Here is an 11,310-nt window from a genome sequence, read left to right on the forward strand (position 1 = left end):
GTGGGAGCGGATCGAGCCCCTGTTGCCCTCTAACCAGGGGCGGCAGGGGCATCCGTTTCTCGACAACCGCAAGGTGGTCGAGGGCATCATCTACCGCTACCGGGCAGGGATTCCGTGGCGTGACCTGCCGCGAGAGGAGTTCGGCCCATGGCAGACGGTGTGGAAACGCCACGCACGCTATGCCGAGGACGGCACCTGGGACCGGGTCCTGCAGACAATCCTGGCTGACGCCGATGCGGCCGGGATGATCGACTGGAACGTCTCGGTCGATGCCACCATCTGCCGCGCCCACCAGCACGGCACAAATACGACCCGCCCTGAGCAGGACACAGGGGGCTCGATCGAATCACAAGAATCGCCCCGCAGCAGAGTGTGAACCTGCAGGTCACGGCATCGGAAGGTCGCGGGGCGGACTGACGACCAAAATCCACAGTGCCGTCGACGGCCGCGGGCGGCCGCTGGCGAACGTGGTCACCGGCGGCCAGCGCAACGACGGTGCGATGCTCGAGCAAGTGCTCGCCGACATCCACGTTCCCCGCCACGGGCGGGGCCGACCCCGCACCCGCCCGGACGCGGTCATCGCCGACAAGGCGTACTCGTCCGGCATCATCCGCCGCCAGCTCCGCAACCGGGGCATCGCCGCCGTAATCCCGGAAAAGAGCGACACGATCGCCGCCCGAGCACGCCGAGGCAGCCGCGGCGGCAGACCGCCCAAACTCGAGGCTGACCTCTACAAAGGGCGCAACGTCGTCGAACGATCCTTCGCCCTGGCCAAGCAATGGCGAGCCCTGGCCACCCGTTACGACAAACTCGCGATCACCTACCGCGCCGCCGTCACTCTCTGTTCGATCCTGGCCTGGGTACGCCTATTGGGAGACACGCCCTAGCTACAGGCGGCGATCACCAACTCCTTCACGCGAGCCGGATCCGCCTGGCCGCGGGTGGCCTTCATGACCGCACCGACGATCGCGCCTGCGGCCTGCACCTTGCCGGAGCGGATCTTGTCCGCGATGTCCGGCTGAGCGGCGAGCGCATCGTCGACGGCCTTCTGGAGCGCCGAGTCGTCGCGGACCACCTCGAGGCCCTTGTCCGCCACGATCTGATCGGGCTCGCCCTCACCGTCGAGGACCGCGTCGACGACCTGTCGGCCCAGCTTGTTGGTGAGCTTGCCTTCGGCGACCAGCTCGATGACCCGCGCCAACTGCGTCGGCGTGATGGCGAGGGCGTCCAGTTCGACGCCCCTCTTGTTGGCCTGCTGCGTCAGGTAGGACACCCACCACGACCGGGCCTCGGCGGGCGGCGCGCCGGCATCGACAGTGGCGAGGATGAGGTCCAGGGCGCCGGCGTTGACGAGATCGCGCATCTCCTCGTCCGACACGCCCCAGTCCGCCTGCACGCGCGCCCGACGCACCCACGGCAGTTCCGGCAGCGTCGCGCGGATCGACTCGATGAGCTCCTCCGTCGGCTCGACGGGCGCCAGATCCGGCTCGGGGAAGTAGCGGTAGTCCTCGGCCGACTCCTTCGGGCGACCGGCGGTCGTCGTGCCGTCCGACTCGTGGAAATGCCGGGTCTCCAGGACGACCTCGCCGCCCGACGTCAGTACGTCCGCCTGGCGGCACATCTCGTGGCGCACCGCGATCTCGACGCTGCGCAGGGAGTTGACGTTCTTGGTCTCGGTGCGGGTGCCGAACTCGGCGGCGCCCTTGGGCATCAGGGAGACGTTCGCGTCGCAGCGCATCGACCCCTGATCCATCCGGACGTCGGACACGTCGAGGCTCTTGAGAAGGTCACGCAGCGCCGACACGTAGGCGCGCGCGATCTCGGGGGCCCGCTCCCCCGCCCCGACGATCGGCTTGGACACGATCTCGATGAGCGGCACGCCCGCACGGTTGAAGTCCAGCAGCGAGTGCGTGGCGCCGTGGATGCGTCCGGTCGCCGAGCCCACATGCGTGGACTTCCCGGTGTCCTCCTCCATGTGGGCGCGCTCGATGTCCACGCGCCAGGTGGAGCCGTCCTCGAGCTGGACGTCGAGGTAACCATCGTGGGCGATCGGCTCGTCGTACTGCGAGATCTGGTAGTTCTTCGGCTGATCCGGGTAGAAGTAGTTCTTCCGCGCGAACCGGCTGTACGGCGCGATCGAGCAGTTCAGCGCGAGACCGATCTTGATGGCCCACTCCACCGCCTGCCGATTGGCGACCGGCAACGCGCCCGGCAGGCCGATGCACACCGGACACACCTGCGTGTTGGGCTCGGCCCCGAACGCGGTCGGACACCCGCAGAACATCTTGGTGTTGGTGTGCAGCTCGACGTGCACCTCCATACCCATGACGGGATCGAAACGTGACACGACCTCGGTGAACTCCATGCCGAACAATCTAGCCGAAGAGGCAGGCGGCCTCGCGGTAGCGGTCCTCCGGAACGGTCTTGAGCACCGACACGGCCTCCTCGACCGGCACCATCGCGATCGACTCCCCGCGCAACGCCACGATCTGGCCGAAATCCCCGCGGTGCACGGCGTGCGCCGCGTGCACCCCGAACCGCGTCGCCAGGTTGCGGTCGTAGGCGGTCGGCGTGCCACCCCGCTGGATGTGGCCCAGCACCGTGGTGCGGACGTCGCGGTTCATGCGTTCACGGATCGCCGTCGCCATCTGGTCGGCGACCCCGGTGAAGACCTCGTGTCCGAACTGGTCGGTGCCACCCTCGCGCAGGGTCATCCCGGAGCCCTCGACGGGCGTCGCGCCCTCGGCGACCACGCAGATGCCGTAGGCCTCCCCCATCTGGAAGCGACGCTTCATCACCTTGCACACGTAGTCGATGTCGAACGGGACCTCGGGGATCACGATCATGTGAGCCCCCGAGGCGAGTCCGGCGTGCAGAGCTATCCACCCGGCGTGGCGGCCCATCACCTCGACCAGCATGACCCGCTCGTGGGACTCGGCTGTCGTGTGCAGACGGTCGATGGCGTCCGAGGCGATCGATACGGCCGTGTCGAAGCCGAAGGTGTAGTCCGTGCCGCCGACGTCATTGTCGATGGTCTTCGGCACGCCCACGACCGGGATTCCGTTCTCGGTGAGCCACCGGGCGGCCTTGAGCGTCCCGTCGCCGCCGATCGCCACCAGGGCGTCCAGGGCGTGCCGCTCGAGCGTCCGACGGATCTCCGGGAGGCTGGCCGTCAGAACGTCCGGGTTGAGTCGGCCGGTCCCGAGGATCGTGCCACCGCGGAGCAGGATCCGGTCGATGCCCTCGTCGTCGAACAATGGGACCGCACGGTCCTCCACCAGGCCGGACCACCCGTCCTGGAAGCCCAGGACCGGCGAGTCGTACTCGGAGTTGGCGGTGCGGACCAGGGCGCGGATCACCGCGTTGAGGCCCGGGCAGTCGCCGCCGGCGGTGAGGACACCTATACGCACGTCGAGCTCCTCTCGGTTCCCCCGCAGTCTAGGGGCGCACGGCCTCCCGCCGCGCGGGTCACCTCGCCGCGCCGGTCACCTCGCCGAGCGGGTCACCTCGCCGGGCTGGTCGACGGCTCCGCGGGCGACCGATCGCCCGTCTTGAACGCCATCGTGGCGAGGCCGCCGAGAAGGACGACCACCGCGGGGAGGAACATCGAGTCAGCGACCGCCTGTCCGATGTCCCCGTGCGCGACCTGGCGGGCCTGCATGAGCGCGCCGATCGCGGCGGAACCCAGCACTGCGCCGACCTGACGAGTGGTGTTGTACACACCCGACCCGGCTCCCGCGGAGGCCAGCTCGAGGCGGCGCAAGGCGGTGGAAGACGTCGGCGCCCACACACACCCGTTGGCCACCCCCATCAGAGCGATCGGGCCGAGCAGGACGAGCACCGGCGTCTGCGAGTCCATCACCAGCGCCAGCCAGAACAGGGAGATCGCGAAGGAGAAGTACCCGACGCCCGTGAAGATCCGCGGGTCCAGGCGGTCGGCCCACCGGCCCACGGCCGGCGCGAGGACACCGGCGACCAGGGCCATCGGCAGCAGCATGAGCCCGGCCCGCGTCGGGGTCAGCTCCTTGACCCCCTGGAGGTAGAACATGAGCGGCACCATGGTCCCCGCGGTGACGAACCCGATCGTCGACACGCCGAACGTGCCGATCGAGAAGTTGCGGTCGCGGAACAACCGTAGAGGCACCAGTGGCTCGGTACGCACGCGCGACTGCCACCACACGAACAGGGCGAGCCCCACGACGCCGGCCACGATCAGCGCCGCGGTCGTTCCGCCCCAGCCGTGCGACTCGCCCTGCTGGATGCCGAGCACCAGCAGGAACATGCCGATCGCCGACAGCACGATTCCGGGCACGTCGTAAGAGCGCGTGCGCGTCTCCAGTACCGGCACCCACAGCCACACCAGCACCACGGCGAGCACGCCGAACGGGATGTTGACGAAGAAGATCCACCGCCAGTCGAAGGCGTCGATCAGCACGCCGCCGAACACCGGGCCGACCACCGAGGCGATCCCGGCCACGGCGCCCCACGTGCCCATGGCCGCACCGCGGCGCTCGGGCGCGAAGACGCGCGTGATCACGCTCAGCGACTGCGGCGTCAGGAGCGCGGCACCGACGCCCTGGAACACCCGGGCGACGATGAGCATCTCGACGTTCGGGGCGAGGCCGCACCACAGCGAGGCCCCGGTGAACACCACCAGGCCGGCGATCGCGACCGTGCGCGGCCCGATCTGGTCCCCGAGCCGCCCGGTGAACAGCAGCGGGACCACGTACGCCAGCAGGTAGGCGCTCGTCACCCAGATCACCTGGTTGGTGCTGGCACCGAGCTGGGTGACGAACGCGTCGGTGGCCACGGCGACGATCGTCTGGTCCACCAGGATCATGAAAAACCCGATGACCAGGGCCGCGAGGGCCTTCCAGGCGTCCCGCTCGGGGACCGTGGTCACGCTATCGCGCCTCTCGCGGCCTCGTACGCGGCGCCCACCCGGTAGAGGCGGTCGTCGGCGAGCGCCGGCGCCATGATCTGCAGGCCCGCGGGCAGACCGTCGACCAGACCGGACGGCACGGACATGCCACAGTGCCCGGCGAGGTTGAGCGGCAGCGTGCACAGGTCGAACTGGTACATCGCGACCGGGTCCTCGACCTTGTCCCCCAGCGGGAACGCGGTCGTCGGCGTGGTGGGCGAGACGAGGACGTCCACCTTCTCGTAGGCGGCGTCGAAGTCGCGCGCGATGAGCGTGCGCACCTTCTGCGCCTGGCCGTAGAAGGCGTCGTAGTAGCCGGCGGACAGCGCGTAGGTGCCCAGCATGATGCGGCGCTTGACCTCCGGCCCGAAGCCGGCCTCGCGACTCGCGGCCATGACCTGGTCGGCCGAGCCCTCGCCGGTCCGCAGGCCGTAGCGCATCGCGTCGAAGCGCGCGAGGTTGCTGGAGACCTCGGACGGGAGGATGAGGTAGTAGGCGGGCAGGGCGTAGCGGAAGTTGGGGCAGGAGACCTCGACGATCTCGGCGCCCAGCTCTCGCAGGGTGTCGACCGCGGCGCGGAATGACGCCTCGACGCCGGGCTGGTAGCCCTCCCCCGAGAACTCCGAGACCACGCCGACGCGCAGCCCGGTCAGGTCGCCCTTCGCGCCCTCGCGGGCGGCCGCGACGACATCCGGGATCGCCACATCGAGGCTCGTGGAGTCGCGCGGGTCGTGCCCGGCGATCACCTGGTGCAGCAGGGCGGTGTCCTCGACGGTGCGGCCGCAGGGCCCGCCCTGGTCGAGCGAGGAGGCGCAGGCCACGAGGCCGTAGCGCGAGACGGTGCCGTACGTGGGCTTGACGCCGACCGTCGCGGTGAGCGCGGCGGGCTGGCGGATCGACCCACCGGTGTCGGTGCCGATGGCGAGCGGGGCCTGGTGGGACGCGAGCGCCGCGGCGGAACCGCCGCCCGAGCCGCCCGGCGTACGGCTGGGGTCCCAGGGGTTGCGGGTCGGCCCGTACGCGGAGTTCTCGGTGGAGGATCCCATGGCGAACTCGTCCATGTTGGTCTTGCCGAGGATCGGGATACCCGCCTCCCGCAACCGGCCCGTCACGGTCGCGTCATACGGCGAGCGGTACCCCTCGAGCATGCGCGAGCCGCACGTGGTGGGGGCGTCGGTGGTGGTGAAGACGTCCTTCAGGGCGATGGGCACGCCGGCCAGCGGGCCGAGCTCTTCACCGGCGGCCAGGCGGGAGTCGACGTCCCGGGCCGCCCAGAGGGCCTCGTCGGCGCCCACGTGCAGGAAGGCGTTGATCTCGCCGTCGACCTCGTCAATCCGGTCCAGGTGCGCACGGGTGACCTCCTCCGAGGACACCTCCCGCGCGGCGATCCGGCCCGCCAGCTCTGCGGCGGTGGCGGTGGTGAGCTCGGTCATGCGTCCTCTCCCAGGATCTGCGGGACCTCGAAGCGCTGCTCGTCGGAGGCCGGGGCCTGGTCGAGCGCCTGTTCCGGCGTCAGTCCCGGGGTGACCACGTCGTCCCGGTACACGTTGGTGATCGCGGTGGGGTGGCTCATCGCGGGGACGTCGTCCGCGGCGACCTCGGAGACGGCCTGCACGTGGTCGAGGATGTCGGTGAGCTGCTGTGCGAACGAATCCAGCTCGGCGTCGCTCAGTTCCAGGCGGGAGAGCCTGGCCAGATGCGCGACGTCCCCGCGTGAGATCGAGGTCACGTGCCTGCCCCTTTCCGTGGCGTGGTCGGTACCGGCCCAGCCTAGTCAGGCCGCGGGGGTGCGGCACAATGGGCGTCATGTCTTATCTCCTCCGCGTCATGTTGCCCGACCGACCGGGCAGCCTCGGCTCCCTCGCGGTGGCCCTGGGAACCGTTGACGCGGACATCGTCAGCCTCGACGTCGTGGACCGTTTCGACGGTGTCGCGGTCGACGACATCGTCGTGGACGTCCCCCACGGCACCTTCCCCGACACCCTCATCACGGCGGCCGAGCGGCTCGACGGCGTGGTCGTGGACTCCCTGCGTCCGTTCGGCGGGATCCTCGACGCCCATCGCGAGCTCGAGCTGATCGACGCGGTCGCCGGGGCGGGCGCCGGGGCCGCGCAGATGCTCGCCGACGAGATCCCCGCCGCGCTGCGCGTCGGCTGGGCGCTGGTGCTGGAGGTGACCGGCGACGCGACGTGTCGGCTGGTGGCGCGCGGGGAGTCCGCGCCGATGTGGGAGGGGGGCGAGGTCCCCGTCGTGTGCGGCCTGGCTCGCGTCACCGCACTGGATGACGACGACGAGGTCCCGGCCGAATGGACGGCGATGGACACCGCGTTGGCGGCGGCGCCCCTGAACGCCGGGCACGTCCTGGTGGTCGGTCGGCCCGGCGGCCCGTCGTTCCGGCCGTCGGAGATCGCCCGTCTCGGCTACCTCACGGGGATTCTGCGCTCGCTGCACGCCGGCTGAGGCGCGTCGTCACCGCGATCGCGGCAGAGACGAAGGCGACCGCCGGGAGGATCCACGCGAGGTCGGTCATGAGCTTGATCTGCCGGAACTGCTCGTTCGACAGGAACTGCAGCCCCTCCTCACACGAGTAGAGACAGGCGATCGGGTTCGACATCCCGGCGCCCCAGAGACCCAGCAGGCCGACGAACGCTCCGGCTGCCACCCCTGCGACGGCGGCCGCCAGCGTTCCGACGACGTCCACCGGTCCCCCACCCGGCCGGCCGAGGCGGGAGGCCACCAGCGCGAGTGCGAACCCGACGACCCCTCCGAAGACCAGCGGCCAGGGGAACTGGACGAGGGGCGTCCCTATCGTCACCGGTCGACGTCCTCAGTGTCCGGATCCGCGGTTCCCGCCGGGGCGGGCCCGTTCTCCATGAGCTCGACGAAGCCCGCCTCGTCGAGGATGGTCAGACCCAGCTCCTCGGCCTTCGCCGCCTTCGAGCCCGGGTTGTCGCCCACCACTACGTAATCGGTCTTCTTGGACACCGACCCCGAGGCCTTGCCGCCGCGGGTGATGATGGCCTCCTTGATGCCGTCGCGGGTGAAACCCTCGAGGGAGCCCGTGGCGACGATCGTCAACCCCTCGAGCGTGCGCGGGATCGACTCGTCCCGCTCATCGGCCATCGAGACGCCGGCCGCCGTCCACCGGTCGACAATCTCCCTATGCCAGTCGACGCCGAACCACTCGACCACCGACGCGGCGATCGTCTGGCCCACGCCGTCCGTCTCGGCCAGCTCCTCCTCCGACGCGGCCCGGATGGCCTCCATCGTCCCGAACCTGGTCGCGAGGGCCCGTGCGGCCGTGGGACCGACATGACGGATCGACAGGGCGACAAGGACCCGCCACAGCGGCCGGTCCTTGGCGGTCGCGAGGTTGGCCAGCAGCTTGCGTCCGTTCTCGGTGAGCACGGTCCGCTCGGGCTCGGCCCCCTCCTCGATCTGCTTCCGCGTCGCCTTCTCAATACGGGTGTAGAGGTGCGTGCGGAGGAGGTCGGCTTCGGTGAGATCGAAGAGCCCGGCCTCGTTCTCGAGCACCCCACTGGCGAGGAGGTCGGACGCGCCCTCGTATCCGAGTGCCTCGATGTCCAGCGCGTTGCGGGAGGCGAGGTAGAACAGCCGCTCGCGCAACTGGGCGGGGCACGACCGCTGGTTGGGGCATCGCCAGTCGGCGTCGCCCTCACGGGCGGGGGCCAGGACGGTGTCGCATTCGGGGCAGCGCTCGGGGAAGACGAACTCTCGCTCCGTCCCGTCGCGGCGCTCGACCACGGGGCCGAGGACCTCGGGGATCACGTCGCCGGCCTTGCGGATCACCACCGTGTCGCCGATGAGCACACCCTTGCGGATCACCTCGGTCTGGTTGTGGAGCGTCGCGAGCGAGACCGTCGACCCGGCGACGAGGACCGGCTCCATGTAGGCGAACGGGGTCACGCGCCCGGTCCGGCCGACGGAGACCCGGATGTCGAGGAGCTCGGTCATGACCTCCTCGGGCGGGTACTTGTAGGCGATCGCCCACCGCGGGGCCCGGGAGGTCTGGCCGAGGCGACGCTGGACGGCGCGGTCGTCGATCTTCACGACGAGTCCGTCGATCTCGTGCTCGGGGTCGCTGCGGTGCTCACCCCAGTACCGCATCCGCTCGACCACCTCCTCGACCCCGGTCGCGGGCGCGGTGTGCGGGGAGACCGGCAGGCCCCAGTCCGCCAGGGCGAGGTAGACGTCGTGGAGACTCTCGAACGTCGCCCCCTCCACCGCCCCGAGCCCGTGGCAGTACATGCCGAGACGACGTTGTGCGGTGATGGCGGGGTTCTTCTGCCGCAGCGACCCGGCGGCGCTGTTGCGGGGGTTGGCGAACGGCGCCTTGCCCTCGGCCACCAGCCGGGCGTTGAGCTCGGCGAAGTCCTCGAGGCGGAAGAAGACCTCCCCGCGGACCTCCAGAAGCGAGGGCACCGGCCGGTCCGGCGTCGGGGTGAGGGTCACCGGGATGTCCTCGATCGTGCGGGCGTTGAGGGTGACGTCCTCACCGGTCCGCCCGTCGCCACGGGTGGCCGCGCTGACCAGCTTCCCGTCGCGGTAGACCAGATCCAGGGCCACGCCGTCGATCTTCACCTCGCACAGGAACGGCAGCCGGTCCTCGGGCACGCCCGCCTGCTCGACCGCGGAGGCGACCCAGTCGCGCAGCTCCTCCTCGGAGAAGACGTTGTCGAGACTGGTCATCCGCTCGAGGTGCTCGACCGGGGCGAAGTCGGTGGAGAACCCACCGCCGACCAACTGCGTGGGCGAGTCGGCGGTACGCAGTGCCGGGTACTTCTCCTCGAGCGCCTGCAGTTCCCCGAAGAGCCGGTCGAACTCGGCGTCGGAGACGATCGGCGCGTCCTTGACGTAGTAGCGGAACTGATGGTCGCGGACGGTCTCCGCGAGCTCGGTCCACTCCTGCCGGATCTCAGGCGGGATGTCCCCGGTGCCGACGGGCTCGGTGCTGTCGCTCGCTTGGCTCACAGTGACAGGTTATGTCGCACGCGGCCGCGACGCCTCCGCGGTGTCGGAGCGCTGGCCTACGGTGAGCCCATGACCGACGACATCACGCTCCCCGTTTCCATCGACCGGAACCGCCTGCTGGCCTTCGACCTCGAGACGACCGGCCCCGACCCGCGCACGGCCCACGTCGTGACCTCGGCCCTGATCGAGATCGACGGGCCACGCAAGAGGGAACGGAACTGGCTGGCCGATCCCGGTATCGAGATCCCCGAGGGGGCGACCGCTGTCCACGGCATCGCCACCGCCCACGCGAGGGAACACGGTAGGCCCCACGCGGAGGTCATCGCGGAGACCGTTGAGGCCATCCGGCAGGGATGGCGCGACGGCCGCACGCTCGTGGTGTTCAACGCGTGCTACGACCTGACGATCCTGCGCCGGTGGCACCCGACCTTCGAGGTGGCCGGCCCGGTCATCGATCCGTATGTCGTCGACCGTGCCGTCGATCCCTTCCGCAAGGGCAAGCGCACGTTGGAGGCGCTGTGCGGTCAGCACGGGGTGCGCCTCGACGCCGCTCACGAGGCGGCCGCGGACGCGCTCGCGGCCGCGCGCCTGGCGTGGAAGATGCTGGGGACGCAACAGGAGTTGTCCGGCTGTGATTGGCGCGAGTCCAACGCCCAGCAGGCCCGGTGGCACGAGGCCCGCCAGCGGGACTTCGCCGCCTACCTCGAACGCTGCGGGAAGGACGCGTCCGACGTCAACACCCTGTGGCCGATGGCGACCGTCTAGGCCCGGTCGGTCACTCGGCCATGCGGGGAGCGGTGTCCGCGACGAGTCTGGCTCCGCGGAGTGCCGCGGCGGCCCCGGACGCGGCGACGACCTCGTCAGCCGTCGGCGTGAGCACGATCGAGGGTAGTCGCGAGTGGGGTGGTGCCCCGAGCCGGTCGAGCAGTGCCAACAACTCCGCTGCGGGCCGTTCGGCCTCGGTGGAGGTCAGCGGCGGTCCGCCGGCACCGGGCAGACCCTCCAACTGGAGGGTGCGGCCATCCCCCAGCAGGGTGCCGGCGGCGTCCAGGGCGGCGTGTGACCGCGCGGAGTACAGCGGTGAGGCGGCTAGGCACGCGCCGTCGAGAGGCGTCTCGCCCCGGGGCGGCTCGGCGATGACGGACCAGACCGGCGGAGCGCCGGGATCCGATGTCACGGGGACACGCACCATGACCTCGGCGGCGCCGGCGCGGCGCAGGGCGTCCCCGAAGCGGCACAGCGACAGGGCGAGCTGGTCCGCGGGGACGGCCGCGATCGGGTCGAGACGGCTGGGTGACTGCACCGTCCCGGCGGCCACCTTCCAGAGCAGTGGCTCGTCGAGCAGGACGCGGGCGCCCGCGCGCAGTCGGCCCGCGAGCCGCGCGGCGAGGGCTCCC

Annotated in this window: 10 protein-coding genes and 1 pseudogene; 3 read left to right on the forward strand and 8 right to left on the reverse strand. The window is 70.7% G+C overall.

Going from position 1 to position 11,310, the window contains the following annotated elements:
* A protein-coding gene (locus HMPREF3086_RS18130) for an IS5 family transposase (protein WP_371441669.1) occupies nucleotides 1-887 on the forward strand; the annotation gives its coding sequence in 2 pieces (ribosomal slippage) (nucleotides 1-325 and nucleotides 327-887; 886 coding nt annotated over the 2 pieces). This gene is flagged as partial in the annotation.
* Here HMPREF3086_RS18130 and gatB read toward each other — a convergent pair.
* The 5 genes from gatB to gatC all read right to left on the reverse strand — a co-directional run bounded on the left by gatB (nucleotide 884) and on the right by gatC (nucleotide 6,650).
* Nucleotides 884-2,365, reverse strand: a complete 1,482-nt coding sequence (gene gatB, locus HMPREF3086_RS12250; RefSeq protein WP_070722125.1) for an Asp-tRNA(Asn)/Glu-tRNA(Gln) amidotransferase subunit GatB — start codon at nucleotides 2,363-2,365, stop codon at nucleotides 884-886. The genes HMPREF3086_RS18130 and gatB overlap by 4 nt on opposite strands.
* Nucleotides 2,366-2,375: 10 nt before the next feature.
* Entirely contained in the window at nucleotides 2,376-3,410 is a 1,035-nt protein-coding gene (locus HMPREF3086_RS12255; protein ID WP_061229407.1) for an ATP-dependent 6-phosphofructokinase, read from the reverse strand.
* Between the two features lie 92 nt (nucleotides 3,411-3,502).
* Nucleotides 3,503-4,903, reverse strand: coding sequence for a DHA2 family efflux MFS transporter permease subunit (locus tag HMPREF3086_RS12260; protein WP_070722114.1), 1,401 nt, complete (start codon nucleotides 4,901-4,903; stop codon nucleotides 3,503-3,505).
* A complete protein-coding gene (gatA, locus tag HMPREF3086_RS12265) occupies nucleotides 4,900-6,354 on the reverse strand; it encodes an Asp-tRNA(Asn)/Glu-tRNA(Gln) amidotransferase subunit GatA (protein WP_070722115.1) in 1,455 nt (484 codons plus the stop codon). The genes HMPREF3086_RS12260 and gatA overlap by 4 nt, the downstream gene beginning before the upstream one ends.
* A complete protein-coding gene (gatC, locus tag HMPREF3086_RS12270; RefSeq protein WP_007634017.1) occupies nucleotides 6,351-6,650 on the reverse strand; it encodes an Asp-tRNA(Asn)/Glu-tRNA(Gln) amidotransferase subunit GatC in 300 nt (99 codons plus the stop codon). Before gatC ends, gatA begins: the two co-directional genes overlap by 4 nt.
* Before the next feature lie 77 nt (nucleotides 6,651-6,727).
* Here gatC and HMPREF3086_RS12275 point away from each other — a divergent pair, with 77 nt between their 5' ends.
* Nucleotides 6,728-7,381, forward strand: a complete 654-nt coding sequence (locus tag HMPREF3086_RS12275; RefSeq protein ID WP_043569170.1) for an ACT domain-containing protein — start codon at nucleotides 6,728-6,730, stop codon at nucleotides 7,379-7,381.
* On the opposite strand, the gene HMPREF3086_RS12280 is transcribed toward HMPREF3086_RS12275, so the two are convergent.
* Nucleotides 7,347-7,736 carry a hypothetical protein gene (locus tag HMPREF3086_RS12280; RefSeq protein ID WP_070722117.1) on the reverse strand — a complete coding sequence of 130 codons (390 nt, stop codon included), beginning with the start codon at nucleotides 7,734-7,736 and terminating at the stop codon, nucleotides 7,347-7,349. The genes HMPREF3086_RS12275 and HMPREF3086_RS12280 overlap by 35 nt on opposite strands.
* Entirely contained in the window at nucleotides 7,733-9,913 is a 2,181-nt protein-coding gene (gene ligA, locus HMPREF3086_RS12285) for an NAD-dependent DNA ligase LigA (protein ID WP_070722119.1), read from the reverse strand. The genes HMPREF3086_RS12280 and ligA overlap by 4 nt, the downstream gene beginning before the upstream one ends.
* A 69-nt stretch (nucleotides 9,914-9,982) precedes the next feature.
* Between ligA and HMPREF3086_RS12290 the strand changes: the two genes are divergently transcribed.
* Nucleotides 9,983-10,678, forward strand: coding sequence for an exonuclease domain-containing protein (locus HMPREF3086_RS12290; protein ID WP_070722121.1), 696 nt, complete (start codon nucleotides 9,983-9,985; stop codon nucleotides 10,676-10,678).
* 10 nt (nucleotides 10,679-10,688) lie between these two features.
* On the opposite strand, the pseudogene HMPREF3086_RS19025 reads toward HMPREF3086_RS12290, so the two are convergent.
* Nucleotides 10,689-11,310: pseudogene (locus tag HMPREF3086_RS19025) on the reverse strand (cobalamin-independent methionine synthase); the annotation flags it as partial.

The organism is Dietzia sp. HMSC21D01 (genome assembly GCF_001815995.1).
Classification (GTDB): domain Bacteria; phylum Actinomycetota; class Actinomycetes; order Mycobacteriales; family Mycobacteriaceae; genus Dietzia; species Dietzia cinnamea.

Excerpts from the sequence above, each read along its gene's own strand:
- gatB (WP_070722125.1), bottom strand. The coding sequence starts at position 2,365 with ATGGAGTTCACCGAGGTCGTGTCACGTTTCGATCCCGTCATGGGTATG.
- gatA (WP_070722115.1), bottom strand. The coding sequence starts at position 6,354 with ATGACCGAGCTCACCACCGCCACCGCCGCAGAGCTGGCGGGCCGGATC.
- HMPREF3086_RS12275 (WP_043569170.1), top strand. The coding sequence starts at position 6,728 with ATGTCTTATCTCCTCCGCGTCATGTTGCCCGACCGACCGGGCAGCCTC.
- HMPREF3086_RS12290 (WP_070722121.1), top strand. The coding sequence starts at position 9,983 with ATGACCGACGACATCACGCTCCCCGTTTCCATCGACCGGAACCGCCTG.